At 53.7% G+C, this 22055-nt stretch carries 22 protein-coding genes and 1 tRNA gene; 21 read left to right on the top strand and 2 right to left on the bottom strand.

Going from position 1 to position 22055, the window contains the following annotated elements; translation table 11 throughout:
• Positions 1-5 precede the first annotated feature (5 nt).
• Together JHD74_RS09070 and JHD74_RS09075 are read left to right on the top strand one after the other, a co-directional pair.
• Entirely contained in the window at positions 6-497 is a 492-nt protein-coding gene (locus JHD74_RS09070; protein WP_199062468.1) for a FidL-like protein, read from the top strand.
• Between the two features lie 386 nt (positions 498-883).
• Positions 884-1501, top strand: coding sequence for a LuxR C-terminal-related transcriptional regulator (locus tag JHD74_RS09075; protein ID WP_074028386.1), 618 nt, complete (start codon positions 884-886; stop codon positions 1499-1501).
• 346 nt (positions 1502-1847) lie between these two features.
• On the opposite strand, the gene JHD74_RS09080 is transcribed toward JHD74_RS09075, so the two are convergent.
• Complete coding sequence (locus JHD74_RS09080; protein ID WP_024530881.1) at positions 1848-2483, bottom strand: carbonic anhydrase; 636 nt, start codon at positions 2481-2483, stop codon at positions 1848-1850.
• 375 nt (positions 2484-2858) lie between these two features.
• On the opposite strand from JHD74_RS09080, the gene JHD74_RS09085 reads away from it, so the two are divergent.
• Both JHD74_RS09085 and JHD74_RS09090 read left to right on the top strand, forming a co-directional pair.
• Complete coding sequence (locus JHD74_RS09085; RefSeq protein WP_074028385.1) at positions 2859-3371, top strand: helix-turn-helix domain-containing protein; 513 nt, start codon at positions 2859-2861, stop codon at positions 3369-3371.
• 2 nt (positions 3372-3373) lie between these two features.
• The gene (locus JHD74_RS09090) at positions 3374-4645 is read left to right on the top strand and encodes a type II toxin-antitoxin system HipA family toxin (RefSeq protein WP_074028383.1); all 1272 of its coding nucleotides are present in this window, start codon (positions 3374-3376) and stop codon (positions 4643-4645) included.
• A 232-nt stretch (positions 4646-4877) separates the two neighbouring features.
• Here the strand turns inward: JHD74_RS09090 and JHD74_RS09095 are convergent.
• A tRNA-Leu gene (locus JHD74_RS09095) sits at positions 4878-4962 on the bottom strand.
• A gap of 554 nt (positions 4963-5516) precedes the next feature.
• Between JHD74_RS09095 and JHD74_RS09100 the strand changes: the two genes are divergently transcribed.
• The 17 genes from JHD74_RS09100 to JHD74_RS09180 all read left to right on the top strand — a co-directional run bounded on the left by JHD74_RS09100 (position 5517) and on the right by JHD74_RS09180 (position 21779).
• Positions 5517-6284 carry a DeoR/GlpR family DNA-binding transcription regulator gene (locus tag JHD74_RS09100; protein ID WP_199062470.1) on the top strand — a complete coding sequence of 256 codons (768 nt, stop codon included), beginning with the start codon at positions 5517-5519 and terminating at the stop codon, positions 6282-6284.
• 31 nt (positions 6285-6315) lie between these two features.
• Positions 6316-7278 (top strand): D-erythronate dehydrogenase, encoded by a 963-nt coding sequence (gene denD / locus JHD74_RS09105; protein WP_199062472.1) that lies wholly within the window; start codon positions 6316-6318, stop codon positions 7276-7278.
• Positions 7278-8666 (top strand): GntP family permease, encoded by a 1389-nt coding sequence (locus JHD74_RS09110; RefSeq protein ID WP_024529399.1) that lies wholly within the window; start codon positions 7278-7280, stop codon positions 8664-8666. The genes denD and JHD74_RS09110 overlap by 1 nt, the downstream gene beginning before the upstream one ends.
• 226 nt (positions 8667-8892) lie before the next feature.
• Positions 8893-9459, top strand: a complete 567-nt coding sequence (locus JHD74_RS09115; RefSeq protein ID WP_024484717.1) for a TetR/AcrR family transcriptional regulator — start codon at positions 8893-8895, stop codon at positions 9457-9459.
• 40 nt (positions 9460-9499) lie between these two features.
• Positions 9500-10294 (top strand): winged helix-turn-helix domain-containing protein, encoded by a 795-nt coding sequence (locus JHD74_RS09120; RefSeq protein WP_199062474.1) that lies wholly within the window; start codon positions 9500-9502, stop codon positions 10292-10294.
• Between the two features lie 3 nt (positions 10295-10297).
• A complete protein-coding gene (locus tag JHD74_RS09125) occupies positions 10298-10819 on the top strand; it encodes a FidL-like protein (protein ID WP_199062476.1) in 522 nt (173 codons plus the stop codon).
• A gap of 632 nt (positions 10820-11451) precedes the next feature.
• A complete protein-coding gene (locus tag JHD74_RS09130) occupies positions 11452-11730 on the top strand; it encodes a BMC domain-containing protein (protein ID WP_004249182.1) in 279 nt (92 codons plus the stop codon).
• A gap of 25 nt (positions 11731-11755) precedes the next feature.
• Positions 11756-12040 carry a BMC domain-containing protein gene (locus JHD74_RS09135; protein WP_021807825.1) on the top strand — a complete coding sequence of 95 codons (285 nt, stop codon included), beginning with the start codon at positions 11756-11758 and terminating at the stop codon, positions 12038-12040.
• 14 nt (positions 12041-12054) lie between these two features.
• Complete coding sequence (locus JHD74_RS09140; RefSeq protein WP_021179127.1) at positions 12055-12333, top strand: BMC domain-containing protein; 279 nt, start codon at positions 12055-12057, stop codon at positions 12331-12333.
• 88 nt (positions 12334-12421) lie between these two features.
• The gene (locus JHD74_RS09145) at positions 12422-14038 is read left to right on the top strand and encodes an acetaldehyde dehydrogenase (acetylating) (protein WP_098928933.1); all 1617 of its coding nucleotides are present in this window, start codon (positions 12422-12424) and stop codon (positions 14036-14038) included.
• 22 nt (positions 14039-14060) lie between these two features.
• Positions 14061-14318 (top strand): EutN/CcmL family microcompartment protein, encoded by a 258-nt coding sequence (locus JHD74_RS09150; RefSeq protein ID WP_021179125.1) that lies wholly within the window; start codon positions 14061-14063, stop codon positions 14316-14318.
• 18 nt (positions 14319-14336) lie between these two features.
• Complete coding sequence (locus JHD74_RS09155; protein ID WP_199062478.1) at positions 14337-15491, top strand: 1-propanol dehydrogenase PduQ; 1155 nt, start codon at positions 14337-14339, stop codon at positions 15489-15491.
• 70 nt (positions 15492-15561) lie between these two features.
• The gene (gene cutC / locus JHD74_RS09160; protein ID WP_173409884.1) at positions 15562-18981 is read left to right on the top strand and encodes a choline trimethylamine-lyase; all 3420 of its coding nucleotides are present in this window, start codon (positions 15562-15564) and stop codon (positions 18979-18981) included.
• A gap of 64 nt (positions 18982-19045) precedes the next feature.
• On the top strand, positions 19046-19996 hold the full coding sequence (gene cutD, locus JHD74_RS09165) for a choline TMA-lyase-activating enzyme (protein ID WP_074028373.1): 951 nt from the start codon (positions 19046-19048) through the stop codon (positions 19994-19996).
• A gap of 10 nt (positions 19997-20006) precedes the next feature.
• Positions 20007-20441 carry a BMC domain-containing protein gene (locus JHD74_RS09170; RefSeq protein WP_173409885.1) on the top strand — a complete coding sequence of 145 codons (435 nt, stop codon included), beginning with the start codon at positions 20007-20009 and terminating at the stop codon, positions 20439-20441.
• A 35-nt stretch (positions 20442-20476) separates the two neighbouring features.
• Positions 20477-21112, top strand: a complete 636-nt coding sequence (locus tag JHD74_RS09175) for a phosphate propanoyltransferase (RefSeq protein WP_161712736.1) — start codon at positions 20477-20479, stop codon at positions 21110-21112.
• 10 nt (positions 21113-21122) lie between these two features.
• Positions 21123-21779 (top strand): hypothetical protein, encoded by a 657-nt coding sequence (locus tag JHD74_RS09180; protein WP_199062480.1) that lies wholly within the window; start codon positions 21123-21125, stop codon positions 21777-21779.
• Positions 21780-22055: the final 276 nt, after the last annotated feature.

The raw sequence follows: 22055 nt of genomic DNA on the forward strand, positions 1-22055 counted from the left end.
CTCACATGAACAGAATTATTATCGGTCTGACCAGCCTTGTCATCGTTATTGTCATCCTGAGTGGCGTTTATCACTATTTCAACCGCTCGCACTGGAAACCGTTTCGCTGTGATACTCATTTGAGTTCGCACATAGCGACAAAGGAGGGCAAGAAACTTGAACTCAATCTTGATATTAGCATCATCACTGCCCATGAAGGCAGCAGTGAGGCGCTCACAGTGGGTTCCCTCAAAGGAGAAGGGAAAAATTATATATTTTCCAGGCGAGTTTTCGTCACCATGAAGCAATCCGACTTTAAAGACTTTTCCAAAGCCATGATTATCCGGGAAGAGCGCCATCCCATAGATAATGTACCAGACGAAATCTGGCAAGAATACGTGCTACCAGAAGCGCCAGGCGTCGCATTCTATATGGAAACAAAGCATTTAAATAATAATGCATATCTTATTAAAGGGTTAACCAACCCCCACTTTGTTTGTGCTAGAACATTGGATTAACTTAACCAAAAGGCTTAATCATCTTTCACTCACTGATTAAGCCTTTATTAATACCATCCCGCTAAAGTTAATTGAGGACCACCCTAGTTAACACCGCCTAATACGCTAGTCGCCAGCGCAAGTTGCAGGATAAAAAACTGATAAAACACCACCGGGCAAATCATTTAACCAGATACAGCAATTAAAAGTCATTAACTTGAATGCAGAGCATCTTGTTGGTTAGCCTATTGCTGCCGCTGCATAGCCGGCTTTTATCCGGTGATTAATATCGTAACCCGCACTGTAATACCGGAATCAGTCGATACGCGTGCAGATAAAAGCCAAGAGTCGTGACGTCAAAAAATTGATGACTCAAACCAAGAAGCGTAAACCAGGACGAAGAGAACATGAACAGCACGAACAATGCCATGATGATGGAAACATTGACCATCCGCATCATAGACGATGATAATTTTTTCATTGCAGGACTCGCTATGGCCCTATCCAGCTATTTTAAAAATAAAAAGATCCGCTTTTATACCGGCCCTTCGAATGGAATAACTGCTGATATTATCTTTCAGGCCATTCGCTGTGGCACATTTATTGCGCCAGCCTCTTCCTCTGGGGACAGTAGCCCGACGCTTTATTTTGCCATCGCGGATAGAAAAGATGCTCATCTACAGCACTTATACCGTGGTGTGGCAACGTCCAATATCTTATACCGGCACCAATCGGTGAGCACCGTTTTACACCTCATTGAGAACATCCTGCTTTCACAACAACCGCAGCCCGAAGACACTCAGCAAACAGCAAAAGTCTGTCTCCACGAGCCACTCACACCGCGTGAGCAAGAAGTGCTGCATCATCTTAAGCAGGGTAAAGCGCATGCCAGCGTTGCAAGTTGCATGGGTATCAAGGAGAAAACCATAAGCTCGCACAAACGCGCGGCAATGAAAAAATTGAATTTCAGACGCACTAGCGAGTTATTCCATTGGATGCTGCAGGGCGGTTTAACCCGTCACTAGCCAAGAAAAGTAAATTGAACATGAATTTTCCATCCCCTCTCCATATTACTGTCTCTTGTACCCATCTTAAATTGCGGTCAAATGGCCGTAATTTGAGAAACACAGCAGGCTGATTTTAAAGAGAATTTTTCGGGCGGCAAATTGACAAGTTTAAAGTAACGCCTATAAAAAACAGCAAGATGCCGAGTTGTGTATAAGGGACAGCTCCATATCGAGGAAATCTGCCAAGGTTTTTAGTGAGTATCAAAAGCGAACATTATTAATCATATTCAACTAATTAGATCTAATCCTAAAAAAATCCACGTCGAAACGTGGATTCAGTATCATGGCCAAGAGCAAGCATCTTTTACTCGAAGTAGACCTCGGGGTTATCCGCCAGCGAAACGAAATTCTTGGTATTTTTATCCAGCGTGCGGATCTCGCCACTTTCGATGTCGTACACCCAGCCGTGCAGGCGCAGGGCGTTGTCGCGCAGACCAACGGCAACGGACGGATGAGTCTTGATATTGTTGAGCTGGGCTATCACGTTCTCTTCAACCATAGCGTTAACTTTGTCGATTTCGCTATCCCAGGTTTTCTTCTCTACCACCGCTTTTGCCGCGTCCGCATAGTGCAGCCAGTGGGCAACAGCAGGCATCGGGTCAAGGCACTGGCAAGAAGCTATAGCCTTCATGGCACCACAGTTCGAGTGGCCGCAGATCACTATGTCAGTAACGCCTAGCGCCACAACCGCGTATTCGATGGTCGCCGACACCCCACCCGGCTCCGGGCCAAAGGAAGGGACGATGTTGCCAGCGTTACGGATAACGAAAAGCTGCCCCGGTTCTTGCTGGGTCACCAGCTCGGGTACCAGGCGGCTGTCAGAACACGAAATAAAAAGCGCTTTAGGGTTCTGGCTGGAGGCCAGGCTGCGGAAGAGTTCCTTACGCTGCGGGAAAATCTCTTTCTGGAAACTGAGAAAACCTTCAATAATATGTTGCATAGCACACTCTCTAGATCTGTAGTCTCGATAGTATGATAATCCTTGCTGGCTAAGCTGGAAAGCGGGCAAAACCTTAAGCTAGACGCCCCAGAGGTCCAGCGGAGTGCTTTTAGTATGGGTAGACTATCTGCAAGGAACATAAGAGCCCAGGTAACACAGACGTTGCATAAATGGACGATGCAGATACGGGGCTAGTGAATACGTACAAATCCCCTTCCCTCCTTCGAAGCCATTTCAAAAGTGTTAATATTCTGGCGTTTTAAACCATTTTTAGTAAAAATATTAGTATCACACGTCATCCCCCTTGCTGCTTCATGTCAAAATTATGCTAATATTATGGTGTAATCTGTACTAAAAAGATAAAATATTGATATTATGGCGAAAAAAACAGCACCACTACTTCCTACAACTAACCAGTTGCTGACTGATTTTGGTGAGCGGCTGAAGCTTGCGCGTCTTCGGCGCAAGCTGACGGCTAAACAGGTAGCAGAACGGGCTGGTATGTCGCCAATGACGCTACGTTCGCTTGAAGCCGGGGGAACAGGCGTAACGATAGGTGCATATCTATCTGTCATGCAGGTGTTAGGGCTTGAAAACGATCTGAATAAGTTGGCAGCCGAAGATCAACTAGGCCGCCAACTTCAGGATTCCCGGCTGATAAAGAAGGACATCGTTTTCACTTCCAAAGCAAAACCCAATAAAGCACCGGTAGACAAAAAGCCGCGCTCTGAGGCTGCCTACAGGTATGAAGGATCAGATAAGCAGGCAGCTACAACAACAAAAGCTGGCTCCGAAGCAAACAATACAGCCCACAAAGCGACAGGCACAACGTCGGCCGATCTGGCTGCCCTGCTGAAACCATTGAAGAAGTCAATCAAAGGGAGTTAACGATGGCGATGATTGGGGTATATGCAGACTGGGATGGAATGCGCGGGCCAAAGCGAGTTGGCTTGCTGCATAGCCGACAAACTCGTACGCGAGAGTTGTTTGAATTTCAGTATGACCCTCTAGCACTGACTGATCCCGACCTCAATCGTTTGCAACTTGATCCAGAAATTCTTTTATTCGAGGGTGCCCAGTACCCCACTCACCCACGGGATAAATTCGGTATATTTGGTGACTCCAGTCCCGATCGCTGGGGCCGAATACTGATGAAGCGTCGCCTTGAACGGGATATTCGTGCCGGTATCCAAGCTGAAGGAACCAGGCTATACGAATCAAATTATCTCTTGGGTGTACATGATCTTTATCGAGTAGGAGCTCTACGCTACAAGCTTAATGATGAAGGTGAATTTCTTGATAACCGAGCTGACGAAGCGGCACCTCCCTTTACCGAAATTCACGCTTTAGAAAGGGCAAGCCGCGCACTGGAAGATGATCCAGACAATACATCCCTACAGGGTCAGGAATGGTTGCGGATGCTCATTGCGCCAGGTGGCTCTCTAGGTGGGGCAAGGCCCAAAGCAAGTGTCGTGGACAAGCATGGCCATCTCTATATCGCAAAATTTCCCAGCACCAAAGATGATTACGATGTTGGCGGCTGGGAGATGGTAGCCAATGCTCTCGCCGTGGGTTGTGGGCTGAACGTCGCAACAGCTGAAGCGCATAAATATGCCTGCGATTACCACTGCTTTATGGTCCGTCGGTTCGACCGTACAGGATCCGGCCAGCGCCTTCATTTTGCTTCTGCCATGACAATGACCAGACATCAAGATGGTGATGATGCCTCTACAGGTGTCAGTTATCTTGAACTTGCAGACGTCCTGATAAGACATGGCGCACAAACAAAAACCGACCTGCAAGAACTCTGGTCAAGGATTGTTTTCAATATTCTTGTCTCTAACACCGATGATCACTTACGCAATCATGGTTTCATTTTGGTCCCTGGCAAAGGCTGGCGGCTTTCTGCAGCCTACGATATGAATCCCGTTCCCTGGTCTGACGGCCTAAAGCTTAATATCACCGAAGCAGATAATGCACTAGATCTCGAACTGGCACGCGAAGTCGCTGAATATTTCCGTTTGAACTTGGCACAGGCCGATGAAATTATTGAAAACTTTATGGGGATCGTGGCTCAATGGAGGACAATTGCTGATGGTTTGGGACTACCTCTTCGGGAGCAGGAACGAATGTCTGAAGCATTTAGAGTTGCGAATGGATAACCCTAGCAAACATACGACACCTAGAGTGCTGAGCACTGGTTAGCAATGAAATCACTGAGTTTTTCCGTTCAATCAATCCGGTGGCAAAGCAAATTGCAGACGTTCGTACGTAAACCCTAAGTTGATGTTGATTGAATCAGGTTGTCTGAAAAACCTCAAGGAGCCTTGCGGGGACTGGATTTCAGGCACAAAAAAAGCCGCTCGAAGGCGACTTGATTTGCGTACTGACTAATGGTGCCGAAGGCCGGACTCGAACCGGCACGTATCTCTACGGTTGATTTTGAATCAACTGCGTCTACCGATTTCGCCACTTCGGCACTGAAGTAGTATGCGGAAAACGTGGGCATTATACCTTCCCACTTGCCTCGCGCAACACTTATCAAGCATTCAACGAGTTGAATGTTGAAAAAAACGTCACCCGTCGATTTTCTCGGCTTACTCTGCTCATTTATCACTCTAAATTGAGTTCATCAGTGACCGCGATCGCCCCTCACACCAACCCGCTCCCACAGGGAGAGGGAGCCGATCGAGCCGATTTGTGAGTGGCTGGATAATTTTCCAAGAAGCAGATTTTATGCAGTGGGCAGATAGGCTGCCATCAGCCAATCTACTCTGCTGCCCCACCACCATCCTGCACTTTTTTGTTACACCTCACACTTTTCATCACAACCTTCTGTGACTCCCATTATCGCAAATAAAAAAAACAACCAATTGAATACAAATAACTTTTCACCAAAATACTCTACAGTCCCCCACCCACCCTTCTGTGACAACCCTCGTTTATTTGTTAAATCAAATGATTGAATATTAATAACATAACAAAAAATAACAGCCATCCAGCGGCACCATCGCTACCGACCCGGAGTTGAGCATGATCCCATCGGAACGCCGCGATTTTATCTATCGCTATGTACATGAGTATCAGTTGGTCACCATCGTGGCCTTGGCCGAGTTGATGAGCGTTTCACATATGACCGTCAGGCGTGACATTCATCAACTGGAAGAAGAAGGCAAGGTGATTAGCGTCAGCGGCGGCGTGCGCCTGAGTGACGCACTACGCCAGGAACTGGCCTACAAAGAGAAGGCCCAACTGCATCACCGGCAAAAACGGGCCATCGGCAAATATGCCGCCAGGCTGGTCGAGGATGGCCAGGTGGTCTACCTGGACGCGGGCACCACCAGCTTCGAGATCGCCCGCCAACTGGCCGAGCGCTTCAACCTGACGGTAGTCACCAACGATTTTTCCATTATCCAGCACCTGATGAATCGCCCACAGCTCAACCTGTTTCACACCGGCGGGCGGGTCGATCAACGCAACTATTCCTGCGTCGGCAGCTGCGCCGCCATGCTATTGCGCACCTTGAATATCGACGTGGCCTTTATCAGCACCAGCTCCTGGGATTTAGAGCATGGCCTATCTACCCCGCACGAGGAGAAAGTGCTGGTGAAACAGGCGCTGCTGGACGTGGCCCGGCGCAAGGTGCTGGTCTCCGACAGCAGTAAATACGGCAAGTACGGCATGTTTCGCGTCTGCCCACTGACGGCGCTCGACGACATCATCTGCGATGCCGCCCTGCCGCCAGAAACGCAGCAGCAACTCCAAGAGCGTGGCGTGCGGCTGCACAGCATCAACCTCTGATAACAACCCCTACAGGAAAAGGAATAAAACCATGAAGGTCATCATTACCGGTGGAGCAGGTTTTTTGGGTCAACGCTTGGCAGCCGCGCTGCTGCAAGACAATACGCTGCCTTTTGACGAACTGGTTCTGGCTGATATCCAGCAACCAAACGCCGCGCTAGCGGATCCACGAGTTCGCTGCCTGGCACTCGACCTCACTCAACCCGATGCCGCCGATCGGTTGATCGACAGTGAGTGCAGCGTGCTCTATCACCTGGCCGCCATCGTCAGTAGCCATGCAGAAAGCGACTTCGATCTCGGGATGCAGGTGAACTTCGACGCGACTCGCCAGCTACTGGAGGCCGCTCGCCGCCATGCCCCAGCGATGAAGTTTATCTTCACCAGTTCGTTGGCAGTGTTTGGTGGCCAGCTTCCGGACACCGTTACTGATGATTGCGCCGTGCAGCCGCAATCCTCCTATGGCGCACAAAAGGCGCTGTGTGAGCTGTTGATCAACGATTACGCCCGCAAAGGATTTGTCGATGCGCGTGTGCTGCGTCTGCCTACCATCAGCGTGCGCCCCGGCAAGCCGAATAAGGCGGCCTCCTCCTTTGCCAGCGGCATCATCCGTGAACCGCTGCACGGGGAGCCTTCCGTCTGCCCGGTCTCCCCGGAGTTGGCTTTGTGGCTGTCCAGCCCCGGCACCGTGGTACGCAACTTTATCCATGCTGCCACGCTGCCCGCCGCGCAGTTTGGCACCTCACGCATCGTCAACCTGCCTGGCATCAGTGTCACGGTGGAGCAGATGCTAGCCGCACTGGAGGAGGTAGCCGGTGAGCAGGCTCGTGCCAAAGTGAGCTTTGTGCCGGATGAAGCCATCAACCGCATTGTCGCCAGTTGGCCAGGCAACTTCGATGTGCAACGCGCATTGGCGTTAGGGTTCTTCGCCGATGAGAACTTCCAACAGGTCATCCGCGCCTTTATGCGCGATGAGATGCCACAGGCCGGGAGCTGATTATGGCACTTTATACTCCCATCATTGGTTTGGCGGTGGCCGTATTCGTACTGGTGTGGCTGGTATTGCGCACCCGGGTTCACGCACTGATCGCCATGCTGGCGGCGGCTTCTATCGCCGGGATCAGCGGCGGGCTGAGCGCCATGCAAACGGTAGATACCATCTCCAAAGGGTTTGGCAGCACGCTCGGCAGCATCGGAATTGTCATTGGTCTGGGGGTGATGATGGGCCGCGTGCTGGAAGTTTCTGGCGCGGCGGAGCAGATCGCCTTCAGCTTTATCAAGTGGCTGGGTAAAAAGCGCGAAGAGTGGGCGTTGGCGATCACCGGCTATATCGTCAGCATCCCGATCTTTGTCGATTCTGCCTTCGTCATCCTTTATCCGCTGGTCAAAGCGCTGGCCAAGAAGGGGCAACGCAACCTGCTGACGCTCGGTGTAGCCTTGGCTGGCGGCCTGATCATTACCCACCACGCGGTGCCGCCAACCCCTGGCCCATTAGGCGTCGCGGGGATCTTCGGCGTGGATATCGGCGCCATGATGCTGGCCGGGCTGGTGCTGGCCATTCCCTGCGTGATCGGCATCGTGATCTATGCGCGCTGGCTCGGTACCTATTACCCTGATTTTACGCCGGAAAACCAGGATGAGGAGCCGGAAGATCTGCGGACCGCCCACCAGCGCTATCTGGCCGAGAAAGAGGCCAAGGTGCTGCCGAGCTTAACGCTATCGCTGTTGCCAATCATCGCGCCCATCGTACTGATCTTTATCAACGCGGTGAACACTATGCTGGCCAAGGCTGAAGGAATGGCCTGGCTGGGGGAAAGCCTGTGGGGGCAAGCCTTTGCCTTCCTCGGTGCACCGGTGATTGCGTTGGCCATCAGCGTGCTGTTGGCGGTTTACACCCTGATGCCCAAGGTAGACAAGCACGAGACGCTGGAGAGACTGGAGGAAGGCTTGCAGGCCGCCGGGATTATCCTGCTGGTGACCGGTGCCGGTGGCGCGCTAGGGGCGGTATTGCGTGAAAGTGGCACTGGCACCTTGCTGGCTCAGCACGTCGCCAATCTGCCGCTGTCTCCGGTGTTGATCCCCTTCTTTATCGCTACGCTGGTGCGCTTGATACAGGGGTCGGGCACCGTTGCCATGATCACCGCAGCGTCCATCTCGGCCCCCATCGTCAGCCAGTTGCCCGGCGTCAATATGCTCGCCGCCGCGCAGGCCGCCACCATGGGCGCGCTGTTCTTCAGCTACTTTAACGACAGCATGTTTTGGGTAGTCAACAGGATGATGGGGATTAAGGACGTGAAGCAGCAGATGATGGTCTGGTCAGTGCCCACCACTATAGCCTGGGCGATCAGCCTGGTCGGTATTTTACTGCTGGACTGGATCTTGTAGCCCCTCACCCCAACCCTCTCCCACAGGGAGAGGGAGCCGCCCGAGCCACTTGTCAGCCTAAACGCTCCAGTTAGCCCCCCGATTAAGCTAGCAAAAACTTTCCTAATTCCTTGATAACTAAAATAGTTTGACCTACCTATCATTATTCAGGATTGGTCAGACCTTTAGGGGAAGCGGATTGACCTCGATCAAAAATGACATACCGGCTGGTCGGTATGATCGCCGCATGAATACCCACGTGCATCGCAAGAAAGACCCGGAACGACTGCAAGAGCAGTTGCTGGAAGCCGCTAGTATCATCGCAGCCAAAGATGGGATTGCCGCGCTGTCGCTAAACGCCGTCGCCAAACAGGCTGGGGTCAGCAAGGGCGGGCTGCTGCACCACTTTCCCGGCAGGCAGGAGCTGATCCACGCACTGTTTATTCGCCTGTTGGCGGTGATGGATCGCGGGATTATGGCACTGATGGCCGTGGACGATAACCCGCGCGGGCGCTTCTCCCGGGCCTATCTGATGTACCTGGCAGGCATCAGTGAAACCGACACCAGCCGTCAATTGGCCCTGCTGTCGCTGGCCATGCCGCATGAAATGGTGTTGCGTAAATGCTGGCGGGACTGGGTGCTGCAACATCTGGCCAACGCCGATGAACTGGATCGCAGCTACGTAGGTAACTTGGTGCGCTATGGTGCAGACGGCCTGTGGCTTTCTGAACTCACGGAAGGAGTCACTATGACGCCGGAAGAGCGGCTTGCATTGGTGACGAGGCTGGCGGCAATGACCTTCGAGGAGCTTTAACCTCCGCGGTTCGCGGGCAGCCAATCACCCAGGGGCGATAATGAAATATAAAATTAATGCCTTTCTTATTTATGACGCCACCGAAGGCTCGCTAAAGCTGGACGACGGCGGCAAGTCAGATAGCCAGCTCACCATCACTGCCAACGCCCTGCTGTTCTTCATGATCCAGCATCCTGGCGTGATCAGCCGCGATACGGTGATGCAGCGGGTTTGGGACGACAACGGGCTGATGTCCTCCAACAGCAATCTGAACCAGTATCTGAGCATCCTGCGCAAAGCCTTCCGCCGTTACGGCATTGAGAACGTGATCGTCACCGTGGCCCGGGGCCGGCTGGAAATCAACCCAGAGCTGACGATCGAAGTGATCGATGACTCCTTGTTGCATCCGGTAATACATGCCAGCGAACAGGGATCCCCTGTCGAGGTAGCTCCAGAGCCAGTAACGGTTGGGGCGGACCCAACCAGCAACGATCGCTACTGGGGTTATGCCGGGGCGATGATATCCCTATTGGCCATCGCGCTGATCGGCTGGTCGTGGAGTAACAACGGCAGCCTGACCCCACTCGTCTTCCCCCCCGTCGCGCAGGAACCCATTGAGGTGTTATCCACCGACGCCATGATAAATCCAAGAATGCGCGAGAATTACCTGAAAAACTTTATTGCCGTCAAAGAAAAAAAGAACATAAAGTATGATAAAGACGAACGTTTTCTGTTCTTTTATGGTGATAAGCTGCAATCCAACGGTTTAGGCCGGACATTTCTCGCACATTGCGCCAAACATCAAGATAATACATTCAGCTACTGCGATAACTATTTTTATTATTCATGGAAATAAATTATGAAAACACTGGGCTGGGGGAGAAGGCTGTTTGCCGTCTCTATCATATTGCTACTGGTCTCACTATTTATCACCGTTAAGCAGAATGTTATCCGGCGCGATGATATTTTAAATTGCTCAACCAAAGCCATTATGCATTTTGAAGACACCGTCACTGAATCCGTCAACGTCAATATCCACTTTAACTTTAATGTCAAAGGTAAAGGTTCCATCGTGGTGGAAGGATATTCAGACTCAGAGGCAGGCTGGCTTTATTTACAACGCTACGTACAGTTTGATTATGCCAGCAAGCGCGTTTCCCCAAGTGCCCGCTATTATCAGATCAACCGTTGGGTCTCCAGCAAGTCCTCTATCGATCAATCACCCGACGTGATCTTTGATTACTTTATGCGGGAAATGTCAGACAGCCACGACGGCCTGCAATTGGCGATGGAAAAAATCAACGCCGATACCGTGCTGCTCAGTTCGATCAACTCCCCACTGTTTATCTGCGCGTTGAAACCCGGCAGCCAGTTAGAGTAGCGCCCGTTTCCCAGCAAAGCTGTTCCCCCTTGTCATAAGCCTCTGGTCAGCCTCCCTTAGCCCTTACAATCCCCTAAAAATACCCCTGATAGTCATAATGCCTGTCGGTTATTCGGCGATCGCCATTTCCCCCTCACCCCAACCCCATCTCCAAAAAGGAGAGGGAGCCAGTACGGAGCCGAAGTTAGGTACAGAGGCTAATCTGTGGCACGTTCAGTCCCCTCTCCCTGCGGGAGAGGGTTAGGGTGAGGGGAGATTGCCGACCTTAACAACTCCCCAAAAAAACCTGCGCTGCCCCACAGTCTGCAAGACCCTCCGCTACCTAAAAAACCCATTTGATAACCATAGATTTAACATTATTTTCCGCCCTTGAGTGAATGCCAAAACCCGCCATTTCTTGCCAGGGAGCAGAACTATTATCGGGCTGATTATCAGAGCAAACAGATAAAAATAGGATAAATTAACGCTTATTATTAGAACAAAAAACTAAATAGATATTGATTAATGAATTTATATTTTGAATAACTGCCGGAGGGGTATAGTGCCCTTAGCCGTCGGAAACCTTGATCCCCTCATGGCCGAACGGCACAGCAGATGACAACTCATAAACCGGCTTTGTGGAGGAAACAACAATGGGTGATGCATTAGGCTTAATCGAAACCAAAGGGTTGGTGGCCTGTATTGAAGCGGCGGATGCCATGTGCAAAGCGGCCAACGTCGAACTGATCGGCTATGAAAACGTCGGTTCCGGCCTGGTCACCGCCATGGTGAAAGGTGACGTCGGTGCGGTAAAAGCCGCCGTCGATTCCGGCGTGGAATCCGCACAACGCGTGGGTGAAGTAGTGACTTCACTGGTTATCGCCCGCCCACACAACGACATCAACAAAATCGTGATTAAGCATAAAGCGTAAACAACGCTTCTGAGGAGAACGGATCATGGGTGACGCATTAGGATTGATTGAAACCAAAGGGCTGGTGGCCTGTATTGAAGCCGCCGATGCGATGTGCAAAGCGGCCAACGTGGAACTGATCGGCTATGAGAACGTCGGTTCCGGCCTGGTTACCGCGATGGTGAAAGGCGACGTTGGCGCGGTCAAGGCGGCGGTGGATTCCGGTATCGAATCGGCCAAGCGCGTGGGTGAAGTGGTTACCTCACTGGTGATTGCCCGCCCGCATAACGATATCCAGAAAATCATCTCGCAGTACAAAATCACCGAATAACAAGGAATTCACCGATGAAAGATGCACTCGGATTGATCGAAACCAAAGGGTTGGTGCCAGCTATCGAAGCCGCCGATGCCATGTGTAAGGCCGCCAATATTGAACTGATTGGCTATGAAAACGTCGGCTCCGGCCTGGTCACCGTGATGGTGAAAGGCGACGTGGGTGCCGTTAATGCGGCGGTGGAATCCGGTATTGAAGCCGCCAGCCGGATTGGCGAAGTCATTTCATCACGGGTTATTGCACGCCCACATAATGATATTGAGAAAATCGCCTCACAGCATAAGGCGTAATTCAGCCTGATTACCGGCAGTGGCAGATAAGTACTCTACCCGATTACAGCAAGTAAAAAATTAAACTCCTATTCAGGGGAATAGACTAATGACCACATTAGATCCGGATTTACAATCCATTCAGCAGGCTCGCACGCTGATTAAAAATGCCAAACAGGCGCAATTGCTGTTTGCCAAGTATTCACAGGAAAAGATCGACGGCATTATTAAACATATTGCCAGCGAAGCGGCCAGGCATGCAGAAGAATTGGCGAAGATGGCCCATGAAGAAACCGGCTTCGGCAATTGGCAAGACAAGGTGTTAAAAAACATTTTCGCCTCTGAAAAAGTTTTTGAGCATATTAAGGATTTAAAAACCGTCGGTATTATTCGTGACGATCAGCAGAATAAAGTCATGGACGTGGGCGTCCCGTTAGGGGTTATTACCGCTCTGGTGCCGTCCACCAACCCAACCTCAACCATTTTCTATAAGACGCTGATCGCGCTGAAGGCCGGGAACGCCATTATTTTCTCCCCGCACCCTAATGCACGCCAGTGCAGCCAGCGGGCGATTGAGATCGTCAAACAGGCCGCGCTCCAGGCCGGTGCCCCAGCGGGTATCGTTGATGGCCTGACCCAGTTGACGCTGGAAGCCACCAAAGCCCTGATGCACAGCAAAGACGTCGCACTGATCCTGGCTACCGGCGGCGAAGGCATGGTCCGTGCAGCTTACAGTTCCGGCACGCCAACCATCAGCGGCGGCCCAGGCAACGGCCCGGCGTTTATCGAACGCAGCGCCAATATCCAGCAGGCGGTGAAGGACATCATCACCAGCAAGACCTTCGATAACGGCGTGATCTGCGCCTCTGAACAGTCGATCATCGTGGAAAAGTGCATCTATCAGGACGTGCACCGCGAGTTACTGGCCCAGGGCTGCTACTTCATGAACGACGATGAGTCTGCCCGCCTGGCCAACATCCTGTTACGCCCGAACGGCATGATTAATCCTGAAGTGGTGGGCAAGACCGCCATCTACCTCAGCGAACGCGCCGGATTCTGCGTACCTGCGACTACCAGGGTGCTGATTTCGTTACAAAACAGCGTCTCGCGTAAAAACCCTTACGCCCGTGAAAAACTCTGCCCGGTGTTGGGGCTGTACATCGAAGAAGACTGGATGAGCGCCTGTGACCGCGTGGTGGAGTTACTCACCAACGAAGGTCTGGGGCATACGCTGGTCATCCACACCCAGAACCAGCAGGTGATCCGCGAGTTTGCGCTGCAAAAACCGGTGCACCGCATCCTGATCAATACGCCCGCCGCGCTGGGAGGCATTGGCGCAACCACGAATCTTATACCTGCGTTGACGCTCGGTTGCGGTGCCGTCGGTGGCGGCTCCAGCTCGGACAACGTCGGCCCGATGAACCTGCTGAACGTACGTAAAGTCGGCTATGGCGTTCGTAGCATCGAGGATCTGCGCCAACCACAACCCGCAGCTCAACCGTGCAGTGCGCCAACCAACCATAGCACCAGCATCTTCGACGATAACCGCTTTGCAGCTCCAACGGCAGCGGTAGCTCCACAGGCCGCACCGGCACCGCTGTATGCCCAGGGCGACGATCGTTTCGGGGCGGTCACCCGCGCAGTGGTTAACGCCGCAGCCAATGACATCACCGAAGAGAACGTCGAACGGATCATTACGGAAGTGCTTGGACGCCTGTCCCGGTAACACATCAACCAAGGGTGAAAACATGATCCTCGCAAAGGTAACCGGCCATGTGGTGGCCACGCAGAAAAGTGACGAACTACGCGGCAGCAATCTGCTGCTGGTCACAGCGCTGGGTGACGACCTGGAAGCCATCAAAGATCGCACTTACGTCGCCGTCGACAGCGTCGGTGCCGGTGAAAACGATCTGGTGTTGGTGGAAGAGTATTTCGCACTGAGTAAAGACCGCTACAAGGCCATGTCGATCGTTGCCATTGTCGAGAAGGTTCACCGGGAGCGTTAAGAGTAAGAGGAAGTAGGCATGAATGAGTTTCTGATTAAGCCAAAAATCCATTTCGGTGAGGATGCGCTGCTCGCTCTGAGCAGCTTGCCTGGACGCTCGGCGTTTTTGGTCACCGATCAGGCGATGGTGAAGTTTGGCTTGGCCGAGCGGGTAACCAGCCTGCTCCAACAACAGCAGATCCGCTGTCGTCAGTATGACGAGGTAGCCTCCGACCCGGATATCTACGCCATCGTCAGCGGCATGAAACTGATGGATGACGACTATCCGGACCTGGTGATTGCCTTGGGTGGCGGCTCGGTGATTGATGCCGCCAAGGCGGTGATGTATGCGCTGTGGCATTGCCGTAAAGACAGCGGCCGTAGCAAGCCTTGCTTTGTCGCCATCCCCACCACCAGCGGCACCGGTTCCGAAGTCACCAGCTTCTCGGTGATCAAGTCCCGCAGCCAAAAGCTGGTGTTGGTGGACGAGTTCATGCTGCCCGACATCGCCATCCTCGATCCTCAGTTAGTGAAGTCGGTGCCGGCCAGCATTACCGCCGATACCGGGATGGATGTGCTGTGCCATGCCCTGGAGGCCTATGTCTCCCGCAAGGCCAGCGACTTCAGCGATGCAATGGCCGAAAAAGTGGTGCAGATGGTGTTCGGCCACCTGCTGACCTGCTACCAACAGGGCAGCAACCTGCCAGCGCGGGAAAAAATGCACAACGCTTCATGCATGGCCGGGATGGCGTTCACCAATGCCTCGTTGGGGATTACCCACAGTCTGGCGCACGCCCTCGGCGGTATGTTTGGCATCCCCCATGGCCGGGCCAATGCGCTGCTGATGACATCGGTGGTCGCCTTCAATGCCGACGTTGACGGCAACTGCGACACCCCGGCCGCACACAAGTATGCCGCCCTGGCTCGCCTGTTGGGGCTGCCAAGCACCTCAGTTCGTGATGGCGTTAACAGCCTGCTGGTGGCGATCGAAACGCTGAAACAGGAAATGCAGCTACCGGCCAATCTGCAAGCCGCAGGGGTAGAGGAACACCGCTTCCAGGTTTGCCTTGGCGAACTGGCCACGCAGGCGCTGCACGACAGTTGCACGCCAACCAACCCGCGCGACGTTAACGCGGCAGATTTGGAGAAACTGTTCCGCCTCGCCTACAGCGGCGGCCCGGTACAGCTTCAATAACGCACTCATTACAGTCAACGGATTTTGCCAATTTGTGTGAAAGCCGCAGGACATCAGGAGAGATTTGAACATGGCCCATTATTCACTGACGCCACGCGTAAAACTGCTGGCAGAAAGACTCTTATCCCAAAACAGCACCATCAGCACCGAACGTGCCGCCATTCTGGAAACGCTGGGTGGCGATGTGGCCGGCATGCCGCAGTTGGTCAAGAATGCCAAGCTGTTCAATGAGCTGGTCAAGCAACTGCCCGGCTACATCGGCCCCGATGAGCTGATCATCGGCAGCCAATCCTCCACGCCGCGCGCCGCCGTGTTCCACAGCGAAAGCGAACTGCGCAGTCCTTCGGCCTTCACCGCGTTTGGCCAGACCTCACCAGACTATCTGGCGGTGATCACCAAAGGATTGTTCGCCATCGAAGCCGAAATGGAAGACCGTGCCAGAAGCATCGGCAGCGCCGTCAGCCGTTCTGGACTAGACGAAGTCAACCAATGCCGCGCCATGATCTACGCCTGCAATGCGGCGATGCATCTGGCGCAGAAGCTGGCCAGCAAGGCAGAAAACATGGCGGCGGTAGAAAACCATCCGTACCGCAAGGCGGAGCTGCAAGAAGCGGCTACCATGCTGAAAAAAGTCCCGGCTTACGGGGCTAGCAGCTTTAAAGAGGCTTGCCAGTCGTTCTACTTCTTCCAACTGGCGCTGCACCTGGAAAACGGCAGCTATGCGGTTTACCCAGGCGGCTTCGACAAGCTGCTGTACAGCTTCTATCAACAGGACATTACCCGTGGCGTGCTGACGCCGGAGCAGGCTTACGAAATCGTCGAGTGCCTGTGGCTGAAACTGTGTGAGCTTTCCGAAGTGCGCGCACCGCGTGAGCTGGACGGCTACCCAATGTTTGACGCCATGCTGCACGGCGTGCGCCTCGACGATCCGGCACTGGTGATCAACGATCTTTCCGCCATGTTGCTGGCAGCCCGTAGCAATCTGATGACGCTCAACAGCAACCTGCAGGTGAAACTGTTCGCTGGCCAGGCGGGTGCTCGCCCACAGTACAGTGCGCCATCGGCCCCGTTCGTGGCAGCCTCGGCGCAAGACGTGGCAACCCACAAACTGATGGAGGGGCTGACACCACGCCTGCAACGCCTGCGTGACAACTACCTCGATGCTCGCCCAAGTGTGTCTATCTATCGCGCCATCACCTTTACCGAGATGGCGAAAAACAACCCGGGTCTACCAACCATTCTGCTGCGCGCCAAGTCTTTCCGCGCCGCCTGTGAAACCGCACCGATCCTGATCCAGCAAGATGAGTTGATCGTCGGCCATCCGTGCGGCAAACCGCGTGCCGGGGCGTTCTCACCGGATATCGCCTGGCGCTGGGTGCGTGACGAGCTAGACACCATGGGCACCCGCCCGCAGGATCCGTTTGTTATCTCCGAGGCCGACAAGAAGACGATCCGCGAAGAGATCGTACCGTTCTGGGAAGGCCGTTCGCTCGATGAGATCTGCGAGGCACAGTATCGCGAAGCGGGCGTGTGGGCCTTCAGCGGTGAAACCTTTGTCAGCGACCTTTCCTACCACCAGATTAACGGCGGTGGCGATACTTGCCCAGGCTACGACATCCTGCTGTTCACCAAAGGGATGAACGGCATCAAGGCCGATGCCCAACAGCACCTCGCGGCGCTGAGCATGGAAAACCCGGCGGATATCGACAAGATCTACTTCTACAAAGCGGCCATTGAAACCTGTGACGGCGTGGTGGCCTATGCCAAGCGCATCGCGGACAAGGCCCGTGAACTGGCCGCCATTGAGCAAGATCCGGCACGCCGTGCGGAACTGCTGACCATCGCAGAAACCAACGAAAACGTCCCAGCCAACCCACCGAAGACCCTGCAAGAAGCGCTGCAAAGCATCTGGACGGTGGAGTCGCTGTTTGAAGTGGAAGAGAACCAGACCGGGCTGTCGCTGGGCCGTCTGGATCAGTATTGCTACCCGATGTACCAGGCCGATATCGCCTCTGGCCGCCTGACGCAGGAACAGGCGTTGGAACTGTTGCAGGCCTTCATCATCAAGTGTGCCGAACTGATGTGGATGTCCAGCGAACTGGGTGCCAAGTACTTCGCTGGCTACCAGCCGTTTATCAACCTGACCATCGGCGGGCAGAAACGCAGCGGTGGCGATGCCTGTAACGATTTGACCTATCTGATCATGGACGCCGTACGCTTTGTCAAAGTGTACCAGCCGTCGCTGGCCTGCCGTATCCATAACCAGTCACCGCAGAAGTACATGGAGAAGATCGTCGACGTGGTGAAAGCGGGTATGGGCTTCCCGGCCTGCCACTTTGATGATTCCCACATCAAGATGATGCTGCGCAAGGGCTTCGACTTTGAAGACGCGCGCGACTACTGCCTGATGGGCTGCGTAGAGCCGCAAAAATCCGGCCGCATCTATCAGTGGACCTCTACCGGTTATACCCAGTGGCCGATCGCCATCGAGTTCGTGCTCAACCGTGGCCGCATGGTGCTGTTCGACAGCTATCAAGGGTTGGATACCGGTGAGCTGAGTACCCTGAAAACCTACGAAGAGTTCGACAATGCGGTGAAGGCGCAGATCGCGCACATCGTCAAACTGTCGGCTATTGGCACCGTGATCAGCCAGCGTGTCCACCGCGACGTGGCACCAAAACCACTGATGTCGCTGCTGGTGGAAGGCTGTATGGAACAGGGTAAAGACGTGGCCGCCGGTGGCGCAGTGATCAACCACGGCCCTGGGCTGATCTTCTCCGGTCTGGCGACCTATGTCGACTCCATGGCCGCGATCCGCAAGCTGGTGTATCAGGATGGCAAATACACCCTGGAGCAGATCCGTGACGCGCTGCTGGCCAACTTTGAAGGCTTTGAACAGCTGCGCCGCGATTGTCTGAACGCGCCGAAGTACGGCAACGACGATGACACGGTCGATCAGTACGCGCTGGACATCACCGAGTGGACCGAGCGTGAGTGCCGCAAGTACAAGATGCTCTACTCCACGCTGAGCCACGGCACCCTGTCGATCTCCAACAATACGCCGATCGGTGAACTGACCGCCGCGACGCCAAACGGCCGCCTGGCCTGGATGCCACTTTCCGACGGGATCAGCCCGACGCAAGGTGCGGACAAACAGGGCCCAACCGCCATCATCAAGTCCGTCAGCAAGATGAACGTGGAAACCATGAACATCGGCATGGTGCACAACTTCAAGTTCCTCAAAGGGCTGCTCGATACCCCGGAAGGCAAGAACGGGCTGATCACCCTGCTGCGTACCGCGTCCATTCTGGGCAACGGCCAGATGCAGTTCAGCTACGTGGATAACGAAGTGTTGAAGCAGGCACAGGTGGAGCCAGAGAAATATCGCGACCTGATCGTCCGCGTAGCGGGTTACAGCGCGTACTTCGTCGAGTTGTGCAAAGAAGTTCAGGACGAAATTATCAGCCGTACGGTCATTGAGAAGTTCTGACCTTAGCCTTGGATAAGACAGGGACGTCTTATCCCATCAGCCTTCGAAGAAAGGGGAAAATAGAATGGATAACACGCTGGAGAAAAAGGGTCGGATATTCAATATCCAGAAATACTCGATCTACGACGGAGACGGTATTCGCACCCTGATTTTTTTCAAAGGTTGTAACATCCTCTGCGCCTGGTGCGCCAACCCCGAGGGGCTCACCAGCAATTTCCAGGTGATGTATTCACATGATAAGTGCGTTGACTGTGGGCAATGTGTTGATGTCTGCCCGGTGGGGATCCATTCCCAGCGCCAAAACGCACAAGGCGATCTCAAGCACCACCTCGATCGCAACATAGACTGCATCGGTTGCCGCAAGTGCGAAGAAGTCTGCATCTCCGGCGCACTGGACATCATGGGCAAGGACGTCACGGTGCAGGAGCTGATGGATATCATCCTGCAGGACGTCGATTTCTATCATGCCTCCGGCGGTGGCGTCACCCTGGGCGGTGGCGAGCTGAGCCTGCAAACCGACTTTGCGGCCGCGCTGCTGACCGAATGCAAAAAACAGATGATCAACACCGCCATCGAAACCAATGGCACCACCTCGCTAGCCAATTATGAAAAGCTGGCGACCTGCACCGATATGTTCCTGTTCGATATTAAACATATCGATAGCGCACGGCATAAAGCGTTGTTTGGCATGGGCAACGAAGGCGTAAAAAGAAACCTGGAGCGCCTGGTGGAGTTGGGCAGCCACATCGTGGTGCGCATGCCTTTGGTACGCGGCTATAACGATTCTTACGATGCCATCACCGGTGCCATTGACTATGTCATGGCCCTGGCACGCAAAGGCAATATCAGCCGTATCGACGTGTTGCCTTATCACCAACTGGGTAAAAACAAATACCAGCGGCTCGACATGATCTATCCGGTCAAAGACGACCCAAGTTACAGCAATGAAGAACTGGACCAACTGGCGGCTTTTTTCCAGCGCTTTGACTTTGATATCCGCCTGGTAAGGCACTAAGGAGATTGAGATGAACTTAAGCCTGGGAGTGATTGAAACCTATGGCCTGACCGCCGCGATCCACGCGGCCGATGCGGCCTGTAAATCCGCAGCGGTAACGGTCCTTGGGTACAAAAAGATTGGTTCTGGCCTGGTTAGCGTGTTCTTTGCCGGTGAAATCAGCGCGGTGAAAACCGCCATCGACAGCGGTGTGGCAGTGATCAAACAACCGGCGTTTATCAAAGGCCAGTTGGTGATTGCCCGCCCGGAAAAACAGGTCGTCGCGCTGCTGACCGGGCTGAAAGGCAAGGAGCTTACGCCGCCAGCGGCCAAGGTACAGCAAGAACCGCCAGCGCCAGTAGCGGAAGTGGCCGCCCCGCAGTCAGAAGCCACAGCGCCGGTAGTCGAACCCCCTGTTGCCGACAACAAACCCGCCCGCACCGGCGGCAAGAAAGAGTCTAAATAACCGTACAGCTTCTGAGATCGGGTAGGAATAACAGTATGTTTAATGAGTCGTTACTGGAAAGGATCCGCCATAACCTGGCAGAGAACTATTCTTCTCCCACCGGCATCGCCATCCCGGTTGGGGTTTCTAACCGGCATGTCCATCTGTCGCAGCAGGATATTGAAACGCTGTTTGGTGCCGGTTATCGGCTGACGCCATGCAAAGAGCTACGCCAGCCGGGGCAGTTCGCCGCGAAAGAGTGCGTGATGATCGTCGGCCCGAAAGGCTCGCTCTCCAAGGTGCGGGTGTTGGGGCCAGCGCGCGAATGTACTCAGTTGGAAATCTCCAAGGCGGACTGCTTTACCCTGGGGCTGAAGGCTCCGGTACGCGAATCCGGCAATCTGAACGCCTCCGGTGACGCCATGCTGGCTGGCCCGGCGGGCTATGTTTCACTGCATTCACAGGTGATTTGTGCCCAGCGCCATATCCATATGAACCCGCAGGATGCCGCCAGGTTGGGCGTGCAGAACGGACAGAAGGTGCGGGTGAAAGCGGCAGGCGTGCGTGGGCTGATCTTTGACGAAGTCATCGTGCGGATCAAAGCCAGTTTTGCTCTGGAACTGCACATTGATACCGATGAAGCCAACGCCGCCGGGCTGGCTTCCGGTGACAACGTGGTTATCGTTCCCTAAGGCGGCAAATATGATGCAGCGTGAAATCATCGATAAGTTGGTCAGTGAAGTGCTCGCACGGATGCGGCCACGGGCGTTGGTGTTGTTAACCGCAGCGGATGGTTACCACGAAATTATCCGCGCACGCTTGCAGCACTGCCAGGCGTTCTCGCCGGTGATCCTGTTTAGCGATAATGCCCGGCAGTTTCACGCAGAAACAGATTGGAGCCAACTAGGGCCAATAACTTCGCTGGCGGAAATCAGTCAAACCGGCGCGTTGGATAATATTGAGCGGGTATTAATTCCTTTCCTCGATTTCGCGACGGCGGCAGAAGTGGCCAATGGTTTATTACAGTCTGATGCTGCCCGGTTTATTCATCTGGCCCGCATGAGCGGCAGGCCAATTATGGCGCTGGATTATAACTGCAACCCGACCAGCGAATTAAATCAGCTGAAAGGCCTGAGCCGCGCTCCACAGGCAGATTATCTGCCAAAACTGGCGGCCCAGGGCATTGAGCTCTGTACGTTGGATCGGATGCTATCGGCCCAGCCTGCCACCACGGAGCCGTTGGCAGCGCCGCCACAGGCTTACGTAACGCTAAGCGAACTCAAGCGGCTCAATGGTCGTTCACCACCGGGAGCCAAGCTGACCGATTTAGCTCTGGAATATAGCCGAGGAAAAAAATAATACAGAACTAGGTGAGGGCTTTTACCCCGAAGAGAGTCCCCTCACCCTAACCCTCTCCCACAGGGAGAGGGGACCGATCGAGTTTGCTGCGATTTCCTCTTTATTTTCAAGTGAGCTGGAGCGGCGTGATATTCAGGTACCAAAGTTAATCTGTAACAAGAGTGATTAAAAAAACCAGCACCGTAGCCAAGTTGTTGCACACTCGGCTCCCTCTCCCTGTGGGAGAGGGTTGGGGTGAAGGGTAATTAATATAAGTCTCAAATTTTAAATTTATAT

The sequence above is a fragment of the Serratia sp. ASV30 genome, from assembly GCF_016428815.1.
Taxonomy (GTDB): domain Bacteria; phylum Pseudomonadota; class Gammaproteobacteria; order Enterobacterales; family Enterobacteriaceae; genus Chania; species Chania fonticola_C.

Excerpts from the sequence above, each read along its gene's own strand:
- JHD74_RS09155 (WP_199062478.1), top strand. The coding sequence starts at position 14,337 with ATGAATGAGTTTCTGATTAAGCCAAAAATCCATTTCGGTGAGGATGCG.
- denD (WP_199062472.1), top strand. The coding sequence starts at position 6,316 with ATGAAGGTCATCATTACCGGTGGAGCAGGTTTTTTGGGTCAACGCTTG.
- cutC (WP_173409884.1), top strand. The coding sequence starts at position 15,562 with ATGGCCCATTATTCACTGACGCCACGCGTAAAACTGCTGGCAGAAAGA.
- JHD74_RS09180 (WP_199062480.1), top strand. The coding sequence starts at position 21,123 with ATGATGCAGCGTGAAATCATCGATAAGTTGGTCAGTGAAGTGCTCGCA.
- JHD74_RS09100 (WP_199062470.1), top strand. The coding sequence starts at position 5,517 with ATGATCCCATCGGAACGCCGCGATTTTATCTATCGCTATGTACATGAG.
- JHD74_RS09080 (WP_024530881.1), bottom strand. The coding sequence starts at position 2,483 with ATGCAACATATTATTGAAGGTTTTCTCAGTTTCCAGAAAGAGATTTTC.
- JHD74_RS09070 (WP_199062468.1), top strand. The coding sequence starts at position 6 with ATGAACAGAATTATTATCGGTCTGACCAGCCTTGTCATCGTTATTGTC.
- JHD74_RS09075 (WP_074028386.1), top strand. The coding sequence starts at position 884 with ATGAACAGCACGAACAATGCCATGATGATGGAAACATTGACCATCCGC.
- JHD74_RS09125 (WP_199062476.1), top strand. The coding sequence starts at position 10,298 with ATGAAAACACTGGGCTGGGGGAGAAGGCTGTTTGCCGTCTCTATCATA.
- JHD74_RS09120 (WP_199062474.1), top strand. The coding sequence starts at position 9,500 with ATGAAATATAAAATTAATGCCTTTCTTATTTATGACGCCACCGAAGGC.
- JHD74_RS09145 (WP_098928933.1), top strand. The coding sequence starts at position 12,422 with ATGACCACATTAGATCCGGATTTACAATCCATTCAGCAGGCTCGCACG.
- JHD74_RS09130 (WP_004249182.1), top strand. The coding sequence starts at position 11,452 with ATGGGTGATGCATTAGGCTTAATCGAAACCAAAGGGTTGGTGGCCTGT.
- JHD74_RS09140 (WP_021179127.1), top strand. The coding sequence starts at position 12,055 with ATGAAAGATGCACTCGGATTGATCGAAACCAAAGGGTTGGTGCCAGCT.
- JHD74_RS09135 (WP_021807825.1), top strand. The coding sequence starts at position 11,756 with ATGGGTGACGCATTAGGATTGATTGAAACCAAAGGGCTGGTGGCCTGT.
- JHD74_RS09170 (WP_173409885.1), top strand. The coding sequence starts at position 20,007 with ATGAACTTAAGCCTGGGAGTGATTGAAACCTATGGCCTGACCGCCGCG.
- JHD74_RS09085 (WP_074028385.1), top strand. The coding sequence starts at position 2,859 with ATGGCGAAAAAAACAGCACCACTACTTCCTACAACTAACCAGTTGCTG.
- JHD74_RS09090 (WP_074028383.1), top strand. The coding sequence starts at position 3,374 with ATGGCGATGATTGGGGTATATGCAGACTGGGATGGAATGCGCGGGCCA.
- JHD74_RS09150 (WP_021179125.1), top strand. The coding sequence starts at position 14,061 with ATGATCCTCGCAAAGGTAACCGGCCATGTGGTGGCCACGCAGAAAAGT.
- cutD (WP_074028373.1), top strand. The coding sequence starts at position 19,046 with ATGGATAACACGCTGGAGAAAAAGGGTCGGATATTCAATATCCAGAAA.
- JHD74_RS09115 (WP_024484717.1), top strand. The coding sequence starts at position 8,893 with ATGAATACCCACGTGCATCGCAAGAAAGACCCGGAACGACTGCAAGAG.
- JHD74_RS09175 (WP_161712736.1), top strand. The coding sequence starts at position 20,477 with ATGTTTAATGAGTCGTTACTGGAAAGGATCCGCCATAACCTGGCAGAG.